This window comes from Streptomyces sp. NPDC058685 (assembly GCF_042714725.1).
GTDB lineage: Bacteria > Actinomycetota > Actinomycetes > Streptomycetales > Streptomycetaceae > Streptomyces.
In genome coordinates this window covers 29,201-50,582 of record NZ_JBHXSL010000029.1, presented here as the reverse complement: position 1 = coordinate 50,582, position 21,382 = coordinate 29,201, and the positions used below count along the sequence as shown (strand labels likewise).

The window sequence follows — 21,382 nt, the reverse complement described above, 5'->3', positions numbered from 1 at the left end:
AAGGAGGTCGTTGCCAGGGAGGCTATCGCCGGGGGAGTGGTCCCCGCCGGCCTCGGTTCAGCCCTCGTTCCATGCGGTGACCAGCCCGGACAGGGCCTCGGCGGCCTCTTCGGTGTCGCGGCCGTCGTCCGAGCGGGCGTGCCGGGCCAGCTCGACATGGACGAACCCGGCATGTTCGCGTTCCGCCGAGCGGCCCTGGACGTTGATCGTGCCCTCGAGCGGGCAGCGCGCCGCCCAGGCCCGGCAGACCCGCAGGCCCTTGCCGTCCATGCGGTCGGCCATGGCGGCCACCTCGGCCGGGGCGGTCTCGACGGCACCGGTGGAGACGACGGCGTCGTAGGGGCGGTCGGACGATGCGGCGAAACCGTGCAGCTGGACGCCGGGCACCCCGCGCTTCTGCAGCTCCACGACGATCGTATGGAAGGCGCTGGTCTCGCGGTGGGCGACATCGGCGTCGTCGTCCCGGCCGGCCCGGCGGTGTGCGCCGGCGATGACAAGGGCGCCGCCGGGGTTCTCCTCCAGAAGCCGGATGCCGAGGGCCTCCGTGTCGCGGTCGGAGACGGGGTGCGGAACCTGGGCGTTCCAGCGGACGGTGGCGTCGACGTTGAGGTAGAGGCGGCCCCAGCGGCTGCTCTCACCGGTGCCGATGGCGGCGATCTCGTCGTAGCGGCGGCCGGAGTCGGTGTCGGTGAGGCGGGTGAGTCCGAGGCCGAGCGGGGACAGCTGCCGTTTCGCCTCTTGGGTGTCGCCCGACAGCAGGCTTCCGACCGCCTTCGCCAGCCGCGCGCGCTGCGCCTTGCCGGGCGGAGTGTAGGGGGAGTCGGCGCGGAACTTCGCGGTGTATCCGAGGATGCGGCTGCGCAGGTCGACCAGCTCCCGGGCGCGCGGAACGGAGTCTTCCGAGCTCGGGGGCGTGTCGGCCTGGCAACCGAACAGAGCCAGAAGCAAACCCACTTGAGCGAAAACGTGTAGGAAGCGTGACCTTCTCGTGATGGGAATCCGGCGGCTTCCTGTGCGGATCATGTAAATTTTGCTCAGTGACATTCCGTAAGTCTCTCCGTATAGGTCGCTTGCTGGCGGTTGTGGCGATAGCCACCGGTCTGACCGTGTCGTGCGGCTCACAGGCCGCGCAACCACAGGCCAAGGCCGGCGGCCGCAGCTTCACCGTCGCCGCGGCCGGCGATGTCCTCATCCATCCCGAGCTCGTCGAGCAGGCGTCCAAGGACGCCAAGGAGACCGGGCGCGGGAAGGCAGGACTGGACTTCGGTCCGCTGATGGCCGGGGTGAAGCCCGTGATCAGCAAGGCTGACCTGGCGATCTGTCACATGGAGACGCCCGTCGGGAAGCCCGAAGGGCCGTTCGAGGGATACCCGGAGTTCCTGGTTCCGCCGCAGATCCTGACCACCTTGAAGGATGTGGGGTACGACACCTGCTCGACGGCCTCCAATCACACCTTCGACCACGGGCTGAAGGCGGTGCGCCGCACGCTGAACACCATGGACGAGGTGGGCCTCGGGCACACGGGGTCGGCGCGGACGCCGAAGGAAGCAGAGCAGATCAACATCCGTGACGTCAACGGCGTCAAGGTCGCCCACCTCGCGTACTCCTGGGAGTCCTTCCTCAACCCCACGCCCGCGAAGGAGAGCTGGGCCTTCAACCGTTCGAGCACGGACGAGGTCAAGAAGGCCGAGAAGCGGGCCCGCGACAAGGGTGCCGAGGTGGTGATCCTCTCCCTGCACTGGGGTCTGGAGCACTACAACGAGCCGAGCATCCCGCAGTTGAACATGGCGCAGAGGATCACCGAGGAGACCGGGGTCGACCTGATCATCGGGCACCACTCCCACGTGGTGCAGCCGATCCAGAAGGTCAACGGCACCTGGGTCGCCTACAGCCTCGGCAACCAGGTTGCCCGGCACTCCTCGCCGACCGGTCTCACCGAAGAGGGGGCCATCGGCTGGTTCGAGTTCCGCGAGACCGCCGACGGCTGGGACGTATCCGCCCGCTACCGCACCACACTGGTGAACGTCCCGCCCGAGATCGAGGCCGGGGACAAGGCGCCCAAGGGCGCCGTCAAGGACCTCCGGGTGGTGGACGTCCAGCAGGAGCTGGAGGACCCCGAAGGACTCTCCGACGACCGGATCGCCCGCTACCGGCTGGCCGAGGACCGCACGCGCGGCTTCCTCTACAACCGGGGAGCTCCGGGCGGTGACGGCCTGAAGCGGCTGTCGCTGGAGAAGTGACCAGGGCCACACGTCCCTGCGCGCCGACGGATACAACCTTGTCGGCTCTTATCAGTCTTTTCTGTGGCAGTGTCTCGCTGCCGCGCGCCGGCGCGGCTTCCTCCGGGCGCTGAGCACCCGCAGCGATCAAGGAAGAAGACCAGTGACATCGACTCCTGCCGCGCCTCTCGTGCCGAAAGGCCGGCGGCGCAGCCGCAGACGTGCGGACATGCCGCTGCTCGGCGGCATCCGGCCGCCGATCGCGCTGCTGTGCGTACTGGTCCTCGCCCTCGCCGGTCTGACGGCCAAGGTGCTGGGCCCGGACTCGGAGCCGGTCGTGCCGAAGGCGGTGCTCTCCTCGCAGCAGTACTTCGCCCAGGACGGCGCCATCGCCCTGCGCGCCTCGATCGACGAGCGCGTCACCGACCTCGAACGCACCGCCGCCGCGCTGAACGCGGGCAGCGGGACGGACCCCGAGCGTGTTCTGTCGGACCTCGGCAAGGCCTACCAGAAGTGGACCGGCACCACGGTGCTGGACCTGGAGAGCGGCGAGGTGCTCGCCGCCCGCGGGGAGCGCATCCCGCTCGCCTGGCTGGACAAGGACGTCCTCCGCGGTGACGAGGCCCTCACCCCGCGCATGGTGCGGCTGGAGACCGGCGACGTGCGCCTGATGACCATGGCCGTGCTGGAGGGGAAGGGCGAGACACAGCAACTGCTGATCGCCTCCAACAGCCTCTCCGTGCCCTCGATCAACCTGGGCCCGTTCCGCAGCATGGCCGTCGTCGCGCGGGGTGGCGAGGTCCTCGCCACAGCCGGCTTCGAGCAGTCCGAGGCACTCAACTCGGACGCGGAGCGCGAAGAACTCACCTTCCTGCAGAAGCAGATGAGCCGGTTGTCCGACCGAGCCGCCGAGGAGACCGAGCAGAACCCCGTCAGCGTCCGGGAACCCGGTTCCCGCGGCTACCCCGGCGTCAGCGGAACCCTCGTCGGCGACGACTACAACGGCCGCGTCGCCACCGCCGGGTACGCCTCCCTCGCTGCCGCCGACCCGGAGGACGGGGAGAGCGTTGCCGCCGGCCTCGGCCTCACGGTCGTCGCCATGCTGCCCGTCGTCCAGCAGCAGACCACCGTGGACAGCCGGCAGCTCTTCGGCCTGCTCGCTGCGGGCGCCCTGGTCCTGCTCGGACTGCTCGCGGTCGCCGTGCTCTGGGTGACCGTGCAACGTCCGCTGCTCGGGCTGTTCCTGGAATCCCGCCGGCTCGCCCGCGGCGACCTGATCCGCCCTGTCACGGTGCCCCGCTGGGGCGAGGCCGCCCGCATCGGCGCCGCACTGGAGCGCACCCGCGGCCAACTCGGCGGCGTGACCTCCTCGGACACTGCCGGTGATGCCCGTCGCAGCAGGTTCCGGGCCGGTGGACGCGTGCCGCTGGCCCTGACGGCGGTACTCCTGCTGCTGTGGTGCCTCCCTGTGGGGCTCCTGCTCAACCGTACGGACGGGAGCGTCAGCATCCCCGCCGCCATGGTCAACGACCAGCGCGACCGAACCGATCTGGTCGCCGACCGGGTCCGGCGGGCTCTGAACGAGGCCCAGGCCGACGTGCTCTCCATCTCACGCCTGATCGACGTCGACGACCCCGCCGCCACCGAGACCCTGCTGAAGGACGCCCTGCGCGAGCACACCCGCTACCAGGCGCTGTACGTCGTCGGCGATGACGGCGACGTCGTCGCCCGGGCGGGTGGCGACGCCCACGAGTGGAGCGATGAGAAGGCCGGGGCACTGGTCCGTGTCTCCGGCAAGGGCGAGAAGAAGCCCGTCGTCCAGACCGGGGCGCCGGTGCCGAAGCACAAGGGCACCCACCTCGTCGGCGAGGTGCGGGTGGAGTTCCTCAACTCGCTGCTGAAGCGGCCCGGCCTCGGCGAGGTCCGGATCGTCAACGACGACGCGCGGACCCTCGCCGCCAGCGACGGCTTCCTCGCCTTCGAAGGGCTGCCGAACGACGCGCTGCCCGACCTGGTGCGCGCCGGCAACGTCCAGGTGGGCGCCGGGCCCGTGGAGAACGGCCTGCTCATCCGGGACGGCGGCGCCGTCACCGTGGCCGCCGCAGCGCCGTTCACCGGCGGAGGCGTCGCCTCCGACCTCGGCTGGACGGTCGTGAGCTGGCAGAAAGCCGACCGCTTCGAGATCACCGCCTACGAGCGAGAGGACCGGGCGGTGCTCGCCGGTCTGCTCGGCCTCGCCCTGATCGTGGTCTGCCTGGGCTGGATCCACCTCGTTGTCGTACGGCCCTTGCGAGCACTCGCCACCGACGCCGAGAAGCTCGCCGACGGCGACCTCAAGACCGTGCACTACCCCCGCTACCAGGACGAGGTCGGCGCCGTCGTCCGCAGCCTCGAACTGATCCGCCAGCAATTGCAGGCCCGCCGGCAGAACCAGGCGCGCCGACCCGCCGAGCCCCGGCTCGATGCCGGAGGAAGGTGACCAAGCGTGCTCTACCTCTACTTCGTCCTGCTGATCGGCAGTCTGTTTCTGTTCGTCGCCGGAATCATCGAGCAGCGGCGGCACTACGCCGCCCTGCACACCATCCCTTCCCGGGTGCTCGTCAACGGCATCCGCGGCAAGTCCTCCATCACCCGGCTCTGCGCGGGCGCGCTGCGAGGCGGTGACCTGATCACCGTCGCCAAGACGACGGGAACGGCGGCCCGCTTCATCCACCCCGACGCCACCGAGGAGCCGGTCTACCGCAAGTTCGGCATCGCCAACGTGGTGGAGCAGATCGGCATCGTCCGCCGGGCCGCCACCTACCGGCCCGACGCGCTCGTCATCGAGTGCATGGCCGTGATGCCGGCCCTCCAGGAGGTCAACCAGAGCAAGCTGATCCGATCCACCATCGGCGTGCTGTGCAACGTCCGCGAGGACCACCTCGCCGAGATGGGCCCCACCCTCGACGACGTGGCCCGCTCGCTGTGCCGCTCGATGCCCCACGACGGCATCTGTGTCACCGCCGAGAAGGAGCGCTTCCACATCCTCCAGGAGGAGGCGGACGCCCGGAACTGCCAGTTGGTGTACGCCGACCCGGAGACCGTGAGCGACGAGGAACTGCGCGGCTTCAGCTGGTTCACCTTCAAGGAGAACGTGGCGATCGCCCTGGTCGTCGCCGAACTGCTCGGCGTGGAGCGCGAGGTAGCGCTCCAGGGCATGTACGACGCCCCGCCGGACCCGGGCGTCCTCTCCGTGGAGCGCTACGTCGCCCCCGACGGCAACCGACTCGCCTTCGCCAACGTCTTCGCGGCCAACGACCCCGAGTCGACGCTGATGAACATCAACCAGCTCCTCGACCTCGGCGCCATCCGCCGCCCTCTGAACGTGGTGATCAACTGCCGCCCCGACCGCGTCGAGCGCAACGGGCAGATGGGCGAGATCATCCCTGACCTCCAGCCCGACCACGTCTTCGTCATCGGACACCCCGCCAAGAGCGCCATCGACGCCATCCCCGCCGAGTGGCGGGACCGGGCGGTCGACCTGGGCGGCGAGAAGCGGGCCGCCGACGAGTTCATGCCGGCCCTGCTCGGCCGCATGTCCGACGGCTCCTCCCTGGTGGCCATCGGCAACATCCACGGCCAGGGCGAGGAACTGCTGGAGTACCTCGCCGAACTCCCCGCCGACGAGAGCGACACGGACGAGGAGGCGCCGACCCCCGCCGCCGCGGTGACCCATGCGCAGGCGCCCCGGCTGGACCCGTTCGCCTCGTACCCCCACGCCTACGAAGAGCGTTACCAGGCCTCGCAGACCCAGGAGATCCCGGTGGTCCGCATCCCCGCCCAGCAGCACCAGCCCCCTCGGCAGTACGCACAGCAGGGGCGATACGAGCCCTTCGAGCAGTACGGCGACGCGCAGCGGCAGCAGTCGTACGAATCCGCCCAACAGACCTGGCCGCCCCACGACGAGCCGCACGATGACGCCCGGAGATCCCGTTGACCACCGCCGCACTGACCCCCGAGATGGCCGCCCTGGGTATTGCCGTAGGGCTGTTCTTCTCGCTGCTGTGCTACCTCACCACCAACCTCTCGCCCGGAGGCATGATCACTCCGGGCTGGCTCGCCCTGACGCTGATCGAGGACGTCCAGCGCGCGGCCATGGTGGTGGGCGTCACCGCCCTCACCTACGGCGGCACCAAGATCATGCAACGGCTGGTGATCCTCTACGGCAAGCGGCTGTTCGCCTCGGTGGTGCTGCTCGGCGTGCTGCTCCAGGGCACGGTGATGATCCTTCTGTCGCTGGAGTTCCCGCTGCTCTACGGCAACCAGACCCTCGGCTTCATCGTGCCCGGCCTGATCGCCTACCAGATGGTGCGCCAGCCCAAGGGAGCCACCCTGCTGGCCACCGGCACGGTCTCGCTCATGGCCTACATCGTCGTCGCCGCCGGGCTGCTGCTCGGCATCATGCCCACCGTCTGACAAGCCGCCCAGAACAACCGAGGAGCAACCGATGGCAGGAAAGAAGAAGTCGCGGCCCGTCGTCTCGGGACTGGCAGTGCTGGCGCTCGTCGCGACCTCCGGGTACCTCACCCTGGAACTGCGCAAGCAGGAGGCGCCGGGAGTGACGGAGGTCCGCAACATCGGCGTCCTCGAAGGCGGCAAGGGCAAGGGCTCCGGGTCCGCCTCCGACGACAAGGCTGAGGCCCAGTGGGCCCGCCTGGAGAACCCCGCGCGATCGGTGCTGCGCGGCTCCGACGGCCAGATCCGGGCGGTGTTCACCGACGGGGCGCGCCTGGCCACCCTCACCGGCCCGGCCCGGACCTTCGCCGAACCGGCCTCCACCTCCTCCAAGGTCTCCACCACGGACTGGGTGCGGCTGATGCCCGAGCCCTGGAAGAAGGGCGCCGAGAAGGAGAAGTGGTTCACCGACTGGTACACCGAGTACAAGGCCAGCAAGGAGGACGACCTCTTCGCCACCGCCTTCCAGTACGTGGCCGGCGCGCCGCAGAAGAAGGACAAGCAGGGCGTCGCCTATGCCGGTGACGCCAACTTCGGACCGCTGAACACCTCCGGAGCCGAGGGCGGCGACCTGCGCCTGGAGCAGTCCGACTTCTACGACTACCTCGGCCTGCCCTACCCCTTCCGGGACGGCCAGACCGGCACCCCCGAAACCATGCGCGCCAAGTCCCTGGACTGCTCCGGCTTCATACGGATGGTGCTCGGCTACCGCACCCGCTACCCGCTGATGTCCTCGGACACCTCGGGAGACGGACTGCCGCGCACCGCCAACGGCATGGCCCGCTCCGACGAGGGCGTCGACGTGCTCCCGCTGTCCGGAGTGGGGGCCGCCGGCCGGCCGTCCTCCATCGACCAGCTCCAGCCCGGCGACCTCGTCTTCTTCAAGCTCGACGCCCGCACCAAGGACCGGCTCGACCACGTCGGCATGGTGCTCGGCTACGACACCGGGGGTCACCTGATCTTCGTTTCCAGCCGCGAGGAGGTCAACGGCCCCACGATCGGCGACGTCGGCGGCGTTTCCCGACTGGACGGCAACGGCTACTACGCCAAGACGCTGCGGAGCGCCAAGCGGTTGTGACGGGGGCCGGCCGCCGTAGGTGAGTCATCGAGTTGACCAGCCTGACTGTCCCGTGTCCTCGGCTCAGCCCCCGCTGGGAACGAAATCCCCGCCACCACCTTGCCCTGTTCCTCTCGCCGCCCCGCCGTCTGCTGCTGTGGCCGGCGACGTTCATGGCGTCAGCCGTGCCCCGTGATGCGGAGACCGGCCCGAAGTGCGGGGTGGCCGGGTTCCGCACATCGGGGAGGCGGTGGGCGCTGATCGCGATGGCGGCCGCGAGGCTTCGTCTCGTCGACTGGACGGCTCGTCGGCTCGCCTCGGGCCGCTGTGCGGGTTCGTCGGTTGTGGAGCACGCACGGATCAGGGGATGACCTGGTCCGTCTGGGCCTCCAAGCGCGCGATGGCCTTGCGAGCGGCACCGACGAAGGCGTCAAAGAGGCCGTTCGTATGGGTAGGTCGTTCGAGTTGACTGAAATGGCCGGGGTCGAACATGCTCTGGCGCAGTTCGGTGGTCATCTCCAGCTGTGCGCCCTTGCCGAGCAGGGTCTTGTTGCAGATGTTGTTCGGGTCCTCGCCTGCGAGGGCAGGGACGGTTGAGCCGTCGATGGTCTGGAAACCGGCGGCCTGGAACTCCTCACGCAGATAGGTCCGGAAGTCGGCACTGAGGCCGCCGACGACGACCGCCTCGGGCCGGGCTGTGGGAACTTCGGCCTGCGCCGCCGTACATCCGTGCAGGCTCAGGACATTGAGGCTGCCGGCAGCCATGGAGAGCGCGGTCCGGTCGTCGTTGTTCGTCGAGGTGACGTGCAGGTCGCTGTTGTTGGACGGGCGCAGGCCTTCGAACATCCAGTAGTCGTGGACCGGGCCTCCTTCCGGGGTGACCGCGAGCGTCGCAGGGTGGTATCCGGCTATCGCCAGGCACAACTCGGAGGTACCGCCCTCGATTCCGCCGCCGTGGAGGGCCATGGTCGTGGTCCGGTTGACGGGACCTCTCCGATCGGTGCTGTTGTCGAAGAGCTCGTGACGCTTGTATCGACGGCTGAAGTCCGTCCCCTCCTTCCCCGCGAGCTTGCCGTAGAGATCGGTGTTCGATGCGTAGAGGTCGGCCGCGTAGGCGGGTGCGACGGCGGAGGCGTTGAGCAGGGAGGCACTGAGGGCGGTGCCGGTCAATACGGTGCGGCGGTCGGGGTATGTCATGCGTGTAATGATCGCGGTTGCTGGTGCCGCTTCCCTCCCCTGCCGGAGGTGAGCAGCGTCATGGCGCACGCTCCCGAACGGCTGCAGGAGGCCCGGGCCGGGCAGTTGAGGACTCGACAGTCGACCGACGATGGTGGCGAATCGGTGCCCGCTGAAGCACTGCCGTTCGGCGGCGTCTACGAACCTTCCGACGAACTCGGGCCAGTCATCGGGGGGTTCCTGGCCGACAGCGAGCCGGGCGCCCAGGGTCGGTCATGCCTGGAAGGCGTGCGGAACCACTCGGAGCCGACCGCGGCCGAGCGAGAGGCCGTGCCCATCCGGGTCTGGGCGAGCCAGGCGGGAGGGATGTGGCCGACAGCGAACGTCGCCACGATCCGTTCGTCGAACCGTTCTCGGCGCAGCCGGCCGCAGCATCCCGCGCAGGACGGCGGTGGCGTCCTTGAGATTTCGTTCCGCCAAGGCCGCGAGTGCCTCATCGAGCTCGACGGTCGTGAGCGCAGAGCTACCCACGAGGTCGTCGGAAGCGCCGCTGCCCGCCCCGCTGCCCGAGCAGCGACCAGCGCCCGATCCGATCGTGGCCGGGGCGGCGTGCCGTCGCCCTGCACGGTGCCTCTGAAACTCGCCCCACCTGACGGAAAGGAGCTGGGCGGTCACTCAGTGCTCGTGTCGCCGTCTCGCTGTCGTAGAGGCGAGAAGGTGGGGCGCATGGCCGGGGGGCGTGGCGTTGTGCGATGCGTTGGATGTGCATGCGCGGCACACCTCAAGGCCGGCCATGCGCCGGATTCTCCCCTGCTCACGGCATGTCTAGCTGTTGCCTTCGGCCCGTCACAGGGTTGGGGCAGTGGTGTTCTGGTCCTGTTGGTGCGGATCGTCTTCGGCGTCCGGGGTGATGCACTTCTCCAGGCACCGGGTGCGGGAAAGGGTGAAGACGCCGTAGGACAGCAGGGCGGCGCCGAACAGGGCGGGCACGAGCCACAACCCCTGACGCAGCGACTCCGCGTAGAGGGTTATGCCCAGGCCGAAGCTCACCACTGCATCACCGAGAGTGAGGGCCGGCTGCGAGGCGATGAGCGGACCTGCTTGCAGTGCGTACCCGAGCAGGAAGACGGATGCCCCGCCCACGACCGCGAAGCTGTAGGTCTGCCATGCGAGCAGGAAGCCGGTGGCCCCCTCTTCGGACAGGACGGTCATGGCCGACTTGACCAGCGCAGCCGTGACGGCATTACCGATGGCCGCGGCGGCTGCCAGGCACGCCGCACGAGCCACGCCGCGAGGACGCCGCAGCCCCGTCACGACGAGGATTGCCGCCATCCCGCCGGTAGCGGCGAGGGCGGGTACCCACAAGACTCCGGGAACTTGGGAACGCCCGCCGCTGGGCGCCGTGGAGAAGAGGGCGAGTGCCAATCCCGCGAAGATGAACACCACGCACAGCCATGCCGTCCGTGAGATGCGGACCCGGAACACGGCGCTGCCGATCAGGAGGGCAAGCGGCAGTTCGAGGATGAAGATCGGCTGGATGGCGGCCAGGGACCCCGACGCCAGGGCCAGAGCCTGGAAGAGTGCGGCGAACACCACTCCGAGGATTCCGCCGAACCAGGCCGGATTGTGGAGCAGGTTACGGAGCAGGCCGAGCCGCCTGGACTGGGATTCGGGCACATTCAGCACCGCGCGCCGCTGCAGTACGGTCCCCAGGGCATTGCTGCCCGCCGACAAGAGGGCAAACAGGACTGCCAGAATCATCCCTCATCGCACCGCTTCTGGATCTTCCGCCGCCTCCCTGGCCACGTCTCGGGAGGGCGCGATCCACGTCGTCCATCGGAAACACGTTGCGTGACCGTAATGACGGGTATGTCGTCAAGATTCTATCCGACGGTGTTCGGAGTGGCCTGGTGCTCAAGGGCTGCGTACGGAGCCGGGACACGAGATGGGTGGTGTCGGCCACCGCGGTCGGAGTGGGTTGTGTGCTTCTGCCGGGCCGCATCCCGGGCCGGGGCCCGGGTGCCCATCCGGCGGGTCCCCGCTTGGGGTCAGGCGGCGGTGCCGTGGGGGAGGTGGCGGGCCGCGCCGCCGACGGTCAGGCCCGTGGTGGGTGTGGCCGCCAGTGGCGTGCCGGTGATGTGCAGCAGCCGCGCCAGATGGTCGGGAATGTTGCGTACGGTGAGGCGGGTGCCGCGGCGGGCGGCGGAGTTTTTCGCGGCGACGAGTGCGCCGATACCGGAGCAGTCGCAGAATGCGAGGTCTTCGAGATCGAGTACGACCTGGCGGTATGCGGTGACCGCCGCGGCGAGTGCCGCGCGGATGTCACCGACGGTGGAGATGTCCAGTTCTCCGGCCAGCTTCATTACGGCGTGCTCCGGGCCCGGCCCGGCAGTCGTCGTGATGTCCATGTGACTGCCTCCCGCATGTGCGCCGTGGTGTGGCGCGTGACAGCCGTCGCCCAGGGCCTCGGCCCCTGTCGGACGACCGCTCGACATTCCGACGTGGCATCCATACAAACCGGGCCAGAAGTGATTTGTCCAGTAGTGGCGGACCGCTACGGCCCAGGCTGTTGACATTGGCATCCGGTGCCGGTCAGTCCGTGCTTCCGGCACCGGATGCCAGCTGGTGTGGGGTGCGGGTGACCTGCAGGCCGGCCGCATCCGTGAGGCGGGCGAACGCCATCGCGTCCCGGACGGCGGCCCCGCCGGGATCGTTGTTGAAGTACACGTACGCATCGCACGTGTCGGGCCAGGTGTCGGTCAGCCGGCGTACCCACGTCGCCAGGGCCTGCCTGCCGTAGCGGGGCCAGGGCCGGGCCCGGCCCTGGTGGAGCCGCAGATAGGCGAAGCCGCTGGTGCGCCACAGCGGTGTGGCGGGCCGGGAGTGCAGGTCCGCCCAGCACAGGGCGGCGCCTCGGGCCTGAAGGACCGCACGGACCTGCGGTGTCCACCAGGAGTCGTGGCGCGGCTCGACCGCGACGCGGGTACCGGCCGGGAAGCAGCGCAGGCAGTCGTCGAGGAGGGCGGCGTCGGCCTGCAGGGTGGGGGGTAGTTGCAGGAGCACCGGACCGAGCCGGTCGCCGAGGCCGGTGGCGTGTTCCGTCAGTCGTGCGACCGGTTCGGCCGGCTCCCGCAGCCGTTTGATGTGTGTGAGATACCGGCTGGCTTTGACCGCCATGACGAAGCCCTCGGGGGTGCGCTCGCGCCATCGGGCGAACGTCTCCCGGGACGGCAGCCGGTAGAAGGCGTTGTTGCTCTCCACGGTCGCGAACCCGGCCGCGTACTCCTCCAGCCACAACCGCTGGGGCACACCCCCGGCGTACAGGACATCCCGCCAGTCCTTGTACTGCCAGCCGGAGGTGCCGACGAATACCGTCACCTCTTCATCGAAGCACGCCGTGCGGCAGCGCGGCGGCCGGTGCCGGGCGGTCGGTCCTGCCGGGCGTGCCGGGGTCAGTCGGCGTGCGGGCCGCCGGTCAGGTCGTACTCGTCGACATCCACGACCGCGCCGGTGGCGGCGAGGAATCCGAGTATGTCGCGGTCCAGGTGCCAACCGAACAGGTTCGGGGCCTCCACGGTTTCGGGAAGGCCGCCTTTGTGCGCGCTGTCCTCGCCGTGGAAGCGGCGCACGATCTGCAGGACCGCGGACCCCGGTCCCTCGCGCCGGTCCAACTGCCCTGCGAGTGCGGCGAGTCGGCCGGTATGGGGCCGCAGCCGGTCGAGGACGCAGGCGATCTGCTCGTCGAGACGCAGACCGGGCCGACGGCACACGATCTTCCATCGGTGATGGGCCGGTACGGCGGAGCGGCTTCCGCGCACCACGTCCTTCTCGTCGGGCTCGATCCCCAGTGCCGCCGTCATCTCCTGCGGGGTGGTCCGCGTGCTGGTGAGGGCGAAGGAGGCGTACTGCTGCACAGGCATCCGCGGAGCGTATCCGCGCAGCCTCCACCGCACCCACCCGGCCGCCCCTTGCCTGCCTGCCCGCACCGCGGCCGCCGGTACCGACCCCCTGCCTGCCTGCCTGCTGTGAAAAGTGCTCGAACGCGGCGCAACCCGGGGGCCCCGCGGGCGTCTCTTCTCCTAAAGGGGGGACGCTATGGGGGCTGACCATCAGATCGCCTTCTTCCTGGGCGAGCTCGCGGCACCTGAGCCGTGGCGACGGGCTGCTGCTGCCAAGGGGCTGGGGCGGATCGGGCGGCCGGAGCATGTGCCGGCGCTCGTCCGGGCGGGTCATGACACCGAGCCCGTGGTGCGCGCGGCCGCCGCACACAGCCTCGGCCGCCTCGGCGCGCCCGGTGCGGACGAGACACTGATCGCTCTGATGCGGGATGTGGACGCTCGGGTGCGCCGCCGTGCCTCGGTCGCCGCCCGCCTGCTGGAGCTGACCGGCCCGGCCGTCATCGACGCCTTCGGCCGTCTGCTGCGCGACCCCGACCGGCATGTGCGGGTCAACGCCCTCACCGCACTGACCCGGCTGAAGGCCACCGGGGACCGTACGGCCCTGGTGCTCTTGCTGGGCGACCCCGACTGGCGCGTCTGGGGGCATGCCCGGGGCCTGGTGGCGACACAGATGGACGACGAGCTGCGGGCCGAGGTGCTGCACACCGCCCGCCGGGGCCCCGGTGCGGCCCGCGCGCGGGCCCTGGAGATGCTGTCCGCCCGCGACGCGCACCTGCTGCGCGACTCCCTCCACGAAGGCCTGAACAACCCGGCTCCCGAGGTACGCGAGGCGGTGGTGGGCAAACTGCTCGACCTCAAGGAGCGCGTAACGGCCGGCCTCCTGATGACGGCCCTTCAGGAGGAGAGGCACCCGGACGTGGCCCGCCGGCTGCTGCGCGCACTCGGACGGCGGGGCGGGCGCCGCGTCCTGGCAGCAGCCGTGTCGTGGCTCGACCATCCCGACGTGGGCCCGGTCGCCGTGGACGTCCTGGCCGACATCGGCACTCCGACCGCCGTCCTGCAGATCCGGTCGGTCCTCACCCAGTGGCCATGCCACCCCGCGATCCAGGCGGCCGCGGCCACCGCCCTCGGCGAACTCGGCGACCGCAAAGCCCTCGACCTGCTGCTCCCGCTCCTCAACGACGAGGACCGGCAGGTCCGCGCCGGGGCACTGACCGGCCTGGGCCGTCTCGGCCACCACCGGCTGCCCCCGCATCAGCGCCACCGGGCCGCGGAGGCGCTGATGCACTGCCTGGTGACCGACCCCCAGGTGCTCTGGCACACCGGCAGCGCGCTGCGCAGCTACCCCGAAATCCTTCCCCGGGCACGGGACTTACTGGACCATGCCGTACCCGGTGTCCGCGCGACGGTGCTGTCCCTGCTGGACGACACCGACGAGGCCGACGGACGCCTCTTCCTGACGTATCTGAGCGACCCGGACGACGACGTGCGCTACCAGGCCGCGATCGGCCTCGGCAGGTACGCGCAGGAGCACGGTGCCCTCCCGCCGGGCGGTGAGGCGGCGATCGGCGTGCTCACAGCGCTGACGTCCGACGCCTCGGGCGGCGTGCGCTGGGCGGCGGCCAGGGTGCTGCGCGCCCTCGAAAACCCGGGCGCCGCACCGTAGAAGGAGCGGCCCCAGGCCGTGCGGCGCCCGGGCACCGCGGGTCGCCGACGGCCGTGTCACGAGAGCCGCAGCCCGGCAGGCGGTCCGGCCCTGTGTTCAGCAGTCGGCCGCGTCAGCGTCGGCGGCCACCTGCGCCTCCCACGGCGCCGGCCCGGTGCCGGTCTCCCAGGCGGCCAGGGCATCGGCGTCGAAGCAGACGATCCCGCACTGCTCGGCGTACTCGGTCGCCGGCAGGGTGAAGGCGCCGGTGGTCACCACCGCCGCGACCTGGGCCTCGTGCACGGCGAAACAGGTACCGCCGAACCGTTGGACGTCCTGCGAGCCGACCTTGTTCACGGGGCCGTAGCGCTTGCACTGGATGACGACATGCCGGCCGTCCGGCGCTGTCGCCACCACGTCCGCGCCGAGGTCGCCCGCACCGCCGACGACCTCGATGTCCCGGCAGCCGTCGCGTTCGCACAGGGCTGCCACGGCCTGTTCGAAGGCGGCCGGGTCCAACAGGCCCAGCAGCGACGTCTCCTGTCCCGCCCCGTCCGCCGCTCCCACGTGCCCCTCGCTGTCGGCCACCGACGGCACGGGCGCGTCGGGCACGAGGACAGGCTCCGCGGGCCCGGCCCGCAGTTGTGTGCCGACGGCGTCGCGAGCCGCCGCGCGGACACTCCCGGCCCGGTGCCGGCGTCGTGTCCGGCGGACCACGGCGAGCGCCGACAAGGCCAGGCCGGCCGCCGCCGCGACACCGAGTAGTTCCTTGGAGTCGGCGGACTTCACCAGCGCCTTCAGCATCAGCCCGCCGCCGCAGACCAGCGACGCCACCAGAGCGAAACCGAGAGCCGTCTGACGCAGACTGAATGCCGACCGCCGCCGCACCACCCCTGATCGCCGCACAGGAACCGTCATGTTGCCGCCACCCCCACACATTTCCAAGATCGTTAATGCGCTTCTGGCCCCAACTGGCGCGATTAAACGGCGCGTTCGCCCAGGCCGAGCCACTCCCGCGCGAGCCAGTCCTGCCCGAACCGGTCGGCAAGCGGTCCGCTCCTCCCCCCGGCGGCGACATTGCAGCCGCGACCTCCGCGGGGCGAGAGACAGGGCTCGGCGGAGATGCCCGGGTGAGCGTCCTGGTTCGGTCGGGGAGGCGTGCGGGACATCCCTGATGGCCCGCCGATATCGCGCCGACAGCATGAACTCCATGACATTCCAGCCCTGTTCGCGCCGATCCCTCGTCGGCGGCGCCGCGGCCGCGGCCCTCCTCGCCGCGGCAGGAGGTACCCCCGCCCGGGCAGTTGCTCCGACGGGTGCGCAGCGCCGAGCCACCGAAGCCGCCCGTCTCCCTCCACTGCGCCCGGACGTACTGCGCGCCGCCATCGCCGACCTCACCCACCCGCCGGCCACCTCCGCACAGCTGCGCGTCCTTGGCACGCGGGGCTGCTGGTACGGCGCGGCGGGAGTGGCCGACACGGCAACGGGCCGTGCGGTACGGCCGGATGACGCGTTCCGCGCGGGCAGCGTCACCAAAGTGTTCGTGGCGACTGTCATTTTGCGGATGGCGGGCCGCCGCGAGGTCGAACTCGACGCCCCGATCGGACGCTACCTCCCGGGCCTGCTGCCGCAGGAGCAGGCCCGGATCACCGTCGCCCACCTGCTGCAGCACACCAGCGGCCTGCCCGACCACCGCGGCCTGCCGGACCTGGCCACACCGGAAGACGTGCTGCACCACCGGTACGACCGGTGGACGCCGCGGCAGTTGGTGGCGACGGTGACCCACGCACCGCTGAAGTTCCCGCCGGGCACCGTGCAGGAGTACCGCGGCATCAACTACGTGCTGCTCGCCCTGCTCGTCGAGCGCCTGAGCGGCCGGCCCTACGGCGAGGAGATCCGGCGCGCTCTCCTTCGCCCGCTGCGCCTCACGAGGACCTGGCTGCCCGGTGACGATCCGCGCCTGCACGGCAGCCACGTGCACGGATATCTGCGCATGAGCGACAGCTCTCTGCGCGACATCACCGTCTACAACCCGTCCTCGAGCTGGGGCGAGGGCGAACTCGTTTCCACTGTCGAGGACCTGTCCCGCTTCCTGGAGGCGCTGTTTCGCGGAGTGCTGCTGCCGCGCCGGATGACGGAGAAGCTGTTCACGCTGCCGCCGGCGAGTGTGCGCATGCCGGACGGCAGCGCTGCCCGTTACTCCATGGGCCTGCAGAAGGCCACCGTGAACGGCGTGACGTTCTGGGGCAAGACGGGGGAGTGGTACGGCTGTCGCACCCGCATGTTCTCCACCCGCGACCACCAGCGGCGTTTCGTGCTCTCCTACACCCCCACCACCCTGAATCCGCGAGAGGACTTGACCGACCGCGTCGTCGCCGCACTCACCGAGGGCGCGGACAAAGAGGCGCGGGACAAGGCATAGGGTCGGGGGCGTGCTGACTTCTCGACACCTGGCCGAATGGGTGAGCGCGCGGTACGGGCCGCGCCATGCCGAGGGGCGGATCCGCGACCTCGGGTTCGCCTGGTCGGTCGACACCCAGCCCGACGCGTACCTCGACGGCGACACCTCCGCGATGACGTACGGCAACGGCCCCGACATCGTCGTGAAGCGCACCGGCGCGGTCTGGCAGTTCGGTTCCAGTCCCATGATGCTGCCGCTGTACGAGGCGCGCACCGAGGAGGAACTGCGCCGGGCGATGGCGAAACTGATGCCGGGGGCGGACCTCGACCGGCCCCGCGAGACGGTCCCGGCACCGGCACGGGCATCAGCACCCCCGCCTGCACCCCCGCCTGCGCCTGCGCCGTCACCGTTCCTGACGCCCGCAGCCGACGTGCCCGGTCCGGCTGCGGCGCCGCCGATGGTCGGCGCGCCCGGCACTGTCCCTGCGCCCACGGGCGTCTTCGGCGCGCCGTACGAGCCCGCACCGCCGCCCGGACCGGCCCCCGCGGCAGCGCCCGTACCTCCTGCGCCCATGCCCCCGGCCCCCGCCCCCGCGTCGTGGCCCGCGCCCGAACCCGCCCTCGCACCCGCGCCCGCCGCGGGGCCCGAGTTCGCGGCGGCCGACACGAGGAACGCGGTGCTCGTGGATCCGCAGGGGGTCTGTTTCGACCAGGAGGGCCGGCATGCCGCCTTCGCCTGGCCGGAGATCCGCACCGTCCACCACACCGTGCGCGGTACGTGCCTGATGGTGGGTGTCGTGCACGCGAACGGGGCGTTCTACGAATGCCGGGTGAGCGCGAGGCGGCAGGCGCGCGTGCGGGAGTGGTCCGCGCACCTCCCGCACGTCCTCGCGTTCTATCTCGCGGGCCGCCCCGCCTGAACCGCCGAACGGCCCGGTCCGCCCCCTTGCCCCTTTCCGGAGAAACAGGCAGGTCATGCCCCAACTCTCGCTCATCCAGGTCGCCGACGGGGTCCACCTGGTCCACGGCTCCAACACGAACTGGGTCATCCTCAGCGAAGGCGACGAGGCGACCCTCGTCGACTGCGGCTATCCGGGCGACCGTGAACTGCTCTTCGCCTCACTGGCCGAGACAGGTCACGCACCCGAGTCGGTCAGGGCCGTCCTCGTCACGCACGCGCACAACGATCACATCGGATCCGCCGAACACCTCAGCAACTCCTTCGGTACCCCGGTCCTGATGCATGAGGCCGAAGTGCCGCACGCCCGCCGGGAGTTCCTGCACCAGGTCGGCATCACCACCGTGCTGCGAAACGCCTGGCGCCCTGGTGTCCTGCCGTGGGCGGTGCACGCCCTGCGCTCGGGCGGCACCACGGACACACGGGTCACGGCTCCGCGGGCGTTCCCCACCCCGGGCGCCCTTGACCTGCCTGGGCGCCCGGTCCCCGTCCACACCCCGGGGCACACGGCAGGGCACTCCTGCTACGCACTGCCGCATGCGGGCATCCTCATCTCGGGCGACGCCCTCGTCAGCGGCCACCCCACCTCACGGCACAAGGGGCCGCAGCTGCTTCCCGTCATGTTCGACACCGAACGCGAGCGTGCTCTGGCCTCGCTGCGGATCATCGAGGACGTGCCGGGCGACACGCTCCTTCCCGGCCACGGCCCCCTCCACCGGGGACCCGTCGCACAGGCCGCCCGCCGGGCCCGCGACCTCGTCTCCTGACCCCGAACGGCACGCCGAACGGCACCCCGGAGGCAGCCGCCCGCCGGTGCCCGCCACCGCCCCCGGCCGTCCAGCGGCACACCGCTCCACGACGGACCGAGGCGCGGGACCCTTCCCCCGGGGCCGGCCGGGGCTACGCTGCATTCCTGACAAAACGTCACGAAAGGATCATGCTGTGTCCTCTCGACTCAACCCGTACATCAGTTTCGCCGGTGACGCCAAGCAAGCGCTGGAGTTCTACAAGGGCGTGTTCGGCGGCACCTTGACGGTCAACACCTTCGGCGACTTCGGCGGCGAGGCGCCGCCCGGGTTCGCCGACAAGATCATGCACGGTCAGCTGGAGACCCCGAGCGGTTTCACCCTGATGGGTGCCGACACTCCTCCCGGCATGGAGCACAAGCCGGGCAGCAACTTCGCCGTCAGCCTCAGCGGCGACGAGCCGGGCGAGCTGCGCGGCTACTGGGACAAGCTCTCCGACGGCGGGACGGTGGCGGTCCCGCTGGAGAAGCAGATGTGGGGCGATGTGTTCGGCATGTGCACGGACAAGTTCGGGATCGGCTGGATGGTCAACATCAGCGAGTCCGGCGCCTGACCGTGATCCGCACCCGAGGGCCCCGCGCTGCCCGGCGCCGGGGCCCTCGGCACGACCCCTCGCCCGGGTACGACAGCCCCTGAAAGCTCGGGGGCTGCCCAGCCCTCAGCGGATGAAGCGGGGGAGCCATTTCGCGGTGTAGTCGGGATGCGAGGCGTACTCGGCGGCCAGCTGCCGTACCGCGAAGCCGAGGCCCACGGCGCGTCCGGACGTGAAGTCCTCCTCCGGACGGTCGGTGTCCCGTTCCGCGATCTCGACGTACTCGCTGAGCAGGACCCGGTTGGTTTCGATGCGGGCCACCGTGCGGGCGGGATCCTGGAGTGCGATGTGCCGGTCGTAGCCGGCGTCCCTGACCGTGAAGGCGATCCCGGACGTCCGGTCGTGGACCTCCCCGGGCACGTCGGCCGGACACCGCCAGTTCGCGCCCCCGGCATCCAGCGCGACCCGCTCCTCCTCGGCGAGCCGTGCTTCGATGAAGGCCACCATGTCTGCGTTGCCGGCCATGCGACGGCGTTCCTCTCGTCTGGGGGTGTGGACTGCGGAGCCATTGTGCGGGAGGCTCGGCCCCGTCTTCCAACCGGCAGCCGTCCCCGGCCTGACCCCTCCGGCGGCTCCCACGCCCGGCGGCGGACGCGGGAGCCGAAAAAACCCGGTGTCCCGTGCGGCGCCGCTCCGCCTACGATGCTGTGCTGCGCGGACGGGCCGCCCGCCGTGCCCCCGGGGGAGGATCAGCAGGATGAGCGACTCCGCAGGCGTGCAACCTCCGCTGTGGACACGGAATTTCACGCTCTACTTCACTGCCCGGATCGCGTCGATGCTGGGCGATGCGATGCTGCCGGTCGCCCTGTCGGTGGCGATGCTCACCCTCGGCTACGGGGTGAGCGCCGTCGGGTTCGCGCTCGGCGCGTGGATGGCCGCCTTCGCGGTGTTCGTGGTGTTCGGCGGGGTCCTCGCGGACCGCTTCCATCCCCGCCCGGTGATGATCGCCGCCGATGCGGCGCGGTTCCTGCTCATCGCCTCCCTCGCCGGGTACGTTGCCGCCGGCCGGCCCCCGCTGTGGTTCATCGTCACCGCCGCCGCCCTGGGCGGTCTGGCCACCGCGATGTTCCAGCCCGGCGTCAACGGCCTGGTGCCGCAGGTCGCCGCCGACGCGCAGAAGGCCAACGCCGTCCTGCGGGTCGGCCAGGGCATCTCCACCATGGCCGGCCCCGCGGGCGCCGGACTGCTCGTCGCAGCCGCCGCACCCGCCTGGGCCTTCGCCGCCACCGCGGCCACCTTCGCCGCCGGCGGACTGTCCCTGCTGTCCCTGCGGCTGCCGCCGTTCACCGCCGACCGCACCACCTCCACCTGGGAGAACCTGCGCACCGGCTGGACCGAGTTCCGCTCCCGCTCCTGGCTGTGGGCGGTCATCCTCATCTGGTGGGTCCTCGGCGTCTTCGTCTGGGGCCCGCTCACGCCGCTCGGTGCGGCGTCCGTCACCGGCGCCCACGGCACCGCCGCCTTCGGCTACGCCGAGGCCGCGTTCGGCGCCGGCTGCGCCGCGGGCGGCCTCCTCGCCATCCGCGTCCGCCCCGCCCGGCCGCTGCTCGGCGGCGCCGTCGCCCTGTTCCTCTTCCCCCTCATGCCGCTGACCGCGGCCCTCGTCCCGGCGCTGCCGGTGCTTCTGCTCGGCTACGCCGTCAGCGGCGTCGGCTGGGCCTTCTGGGGCGTGCAGTGGGCCACCACCGTGCAGACCCAGATCCCCGGGGACCGGCTCAACCGGGTCTCCGCGTACGAGATCGCCGGTTCGATCCTCGCCGTCCCGCTGGGGCAGATGATCGCCGGACCTGCCAGCTCCCTGGTCGGCGTCCACGAACTGCTGCTCGCCGCCGCCGTGATCAGCGCAGGCTGCGCGGCGGCGCTGATCGCGGTCACCCCGATCCGGCGGCTGCGTCGTGCCCCGTCCCGCCGCCTGAACTCCACCGCCCCCACCTCAGAGCCCGGCGCCGGTACGTCACCCGGACACGCCGCGCCCGCGGCAGCGCACGACCACATCTGACCTGCCCGCCGTAGGGGGCCCTGTGATGCCTCCTGCGGAAAGCACCGGGCGCCCGGCACCCCCGCGCAAGCAGGAGGGGCCGGGAGCCCGTCGGCGCCGGGGGCTGTCCGCCCACCGTGACCAGCAGTGCCTTGCTG

At 71.0% G+C, this 21,382-nt stretch carries 19 protein-coding genes; 11 read left to right on the top strand and 8 right to left on the bottom strand.

Annotated elements, in window-relative coordinates; genetic code table 11:
* Positions 1 to 57: 57 nt before the first annotated feature.
* Entirely contained in the window at positions 58 to 954 is an 897-nt protein-coding gene (locus ACFWU3_RS22630) for a hypothetical protein (protein WP_384440397.1), read from the bottom strand.
* Between the two features lie 119 nt (positions 955 to 1,073).
* Here ACFWU3_RS22630 and ACFWU3_RS22625 point away from each other — a divergent pair, with 119 nt between their 5' ends.
* The 5 genes from ACFWU3_RS22625 (at position 1,074) to ACFWU3_RS22605 (ending at position 7,791) form a co-directional block, all read left to right on the top strand.
* Entirely contained in the window at positions 1,074 to 2,240 is a 1,167-nt protein-coding gene (locus ACFWU3_RS22625; protein ID WP_384440516.1) for a CapA family protein, read from the top strand.
* 208 nt (positions 2,241 to 2,448) lie between these two features.
* Positions 2,449 to 4,698, top strand: coding sequence for a HAMP domain-containing protein (locus ACFWU3_RS22620; protein ID WP_384440513.1), 2,250 nt, complete (start codon positions 2,449 to 2,451; stop codon positions 4,696 to 4,698).
* Between the two features lie 6 nt (positions 4,699 to 4,704).
* Positions 4,705 to 6,195, top strand: a complete 1,491-nt coding sequence (pgsB, locus tag ACFWU3_RS22615) for a poly-gamma-glutamate synthase PgsB (RefSeq protein ID WP_384440394.1) — start codon at positions 4,705 to 4,707, stop codon at positions 6,193 to 6,195.
* Positions 6,192 to 6,674 (top strand): poly-gamma-glutamate biosynthesis protein PgsC/CapC, encoded by a 483-nt coding sequence (locus ACFWU3_RS22610; protein WP_352208869.1) that lies wholly within the window; start codon positions 6,192 to 6,194, stop codon positions 6,672 to 6,674. Before pgsB ends, ACFWU3_RS22610 begins: the two co-directional genes overlap by 4 nt.
* 31 nt (positions 6,675 to 6,705) lie before the next feature.
* Positions 6,706 to 7,791, top strand: coding sequence for a C40 family peptidase (locus ACFWU3_RS22605; RefSeq protein WP_384440390.1), 1,086 nt, complete (start codon positions 6,706 to 6,708; stop codon positions 7,789 to 7,791).
* A gap of 339 nt (positions 7,792 to 8,130) precedes the next feature.
* Here the strand turns inward: ACFWU3_RS22605 and ACFWU3_RS22600 are convergent, their stop codons facing one another.
* The 5 genes from ACFWU3_RS22600 to ACFWU3_RS22580 form a co-directional block, all read right to left on the bottom strand.
* A complete protein-coding gene (locus tag ACFWU3_RS22600; protein ID WP_384440386.1) occupies positions 8,131 to 8,967 on the bottom strand; it encodes a poly-gamma-glutamate hydrolase family protein in 837 nt (278 codons plus the stop codon).
* A gap of 825 nt (positions 8,968 to 9,792) precedes the next feature.
* Positions 9,793 to 10,707: a DMT family transporter gene (locus ACFWU3_RS22595; protein ID WP_384440383.1), complete on the bottom strand. Its 915-nt coding sequence runs from the start codon at positions 10,705 to 10,707 to the stop codon at positions 9,793 to 9,795.
* A 287-nt stretch (positions 10,708 to 10,994) separates the two neighbouring features.
* Positions 10,995 to 11,354: an STAS domain-containing protein gene (locus ACFWU3_RS22590; RefSeq protein WP_384440380.1), complete on the bottom strand. Its 360-nt coding sequence runs from the start codon at positions 11,352 to 11,354 to the stop codon at positions 10,995 to 10,997.
* A 184-nt stretch (positions 11,355 to 11,538) separates the two neighbouring features.
* A complete protein-coding gene (locus tag ACFWU3_RS22585) occupies positions 11,539 to 12,324 on the bottom strand; it encodes a DUF72 domain-containing protein (RefSeq protein ID WP_384440377.1) in 786 nt (261 codons plus the stop codon).
* A gap of 74 nt (positions 12,325 to 12,398) precedes the next feature.
* Positions 12,399 to 12,866: a DUF4279 domain-containing protein gene (locus ACFWU3_RS22580; protein WP_384440374.1), complete on the bottom strand. Its 468-nt coding sequence runs from the start codon at positions 12,864 to 12,866 to the stop codon at positions 12,399 to 12,401.
* Positions 12,867 to 13,041: 175 nt separating this feature from the next.
* Between ACFWU3_RS22580 and ACFWU3_RS22575 the strand changes: the two genes are divergently transcribed.
* Positions 13,042 to 14,511, top strand: coding sequence for a HEAT repeat domain-containing protein (locus ACFWU3_RS22575; protein WP_384440371.1), 1,470 nt, complete (start codon positions 13,042 to 13,044; stop codon positions 14,509 to 14,511).
* Between the two features lie 96 nt (positions 14,512 to 14,607).
* Here the strand turns inward: ACFWU3_RS22575 and ACFWU3_RS22570 are convergent, their stop codons facing one another.
* On the bottom strand, positions 14,608 to 15,408 hold the full coding sequence (locus ACFWU3_RS22570) for a restriction endonuclease (RefSeq protein ID WP_384440368.1): 801 nt from the start codon (positions 15,406 to 15,408) through the stop codon (positions 14,608 to 14,610).
* 292 nt (positions 15,409 to 15,700) lie between these two features.
* Here ACFWU3_RS22570 and ACFWU3_RS22565 point away from each other — a divergent pair, with 292 nt between their 5' ends.
* The 4 genes from ACFWU3_RS22565 (at position 15,701) to ACFWU3_RS22550 (ending at position 19,207) form a co-directional block, all read left to right on the top strand.
* Positions 15,701 to 16,912 carry a serine hydrolase domain-containing protein gene (locus ACFWU3_RS22565; RefSeq protein ID WP_384440365.1) on the top strand — a complete coding sequence of 404 codons (1,212 nt, stop codon included), beginning with the start codon at positions 15,701 to 15,703 and terminating at the stop codon, positions 16,910 to 16,912.
* A gap of 10 nt (positions 16,913 to 16,922) precedes the next feature.
* Complete coding sequence (locus tag ACFWU3_RS22560; RefSeq protein WP_384440363.1) at positions 16,923 to 17,810, top strand: hypothetical protein; 888 nt, start codon at positions 16,923 to 16,925, stop codon at positions 17,808 to 17,810.
* 55 nt (positions 17,811 to 17,865) lie between these two features.
* On the top strand, positions 17,866 to 18,615 hold the full coding sequence (locus tag ACFWU3_RS22555) for an MBL fold metallo-hydrolase (RefSeq protein WP_384440360.1): 750 nt from the start codon (positions 17,866 to 17,868) through the stop codon (positions 18,613 to 18,615).
* Positions 18,616 to 18,790: 175 nt separating this feature from the next.
* A complete protein-coding gene (locus ACFWU3_RS22550) occupies positions 18,791 to 19,207 on the top strand; it encodes a VOC family protein (RefSeq protein WP_384440357.1) in 417 nt (138 codons plus the stop codon).
* 105 nt (positions 19,208 to 19,312) lie between these two features.
* On the opposite strand, the gene ACFWU3_RS22545 is transcribed toward ACFWU3_RS22550, so the two are convergent.
* Complete coding sequence (locus ACFWU3_RS22545; protein ID WP_384440354.1) at positions 19,313 to 19,711, bottom strand: DUF6221 family protein; 399 nt, start codon at positions 19,709 to 19,711, stop codon at positions 19,313 to 19,315.
* 232 nt (positions 19,712 to 19,943) lie between these two features.
* On the opposite strand from ACFWU3_RS22545, the gene ACFWU3_RS22540 reads away from it, so the two are divergent.
* Entirely contained in the window at positions 19,944 to 21,245 is a 1,302-nt protein-coding gene (locus tag ACFWU3_RS22540) for an MFS transporter (RefSeq protein ID WP_384440351.1), read from the top strand.
* Positions 21,246 to 21,382: the final 137 nt, after the last annotated feature.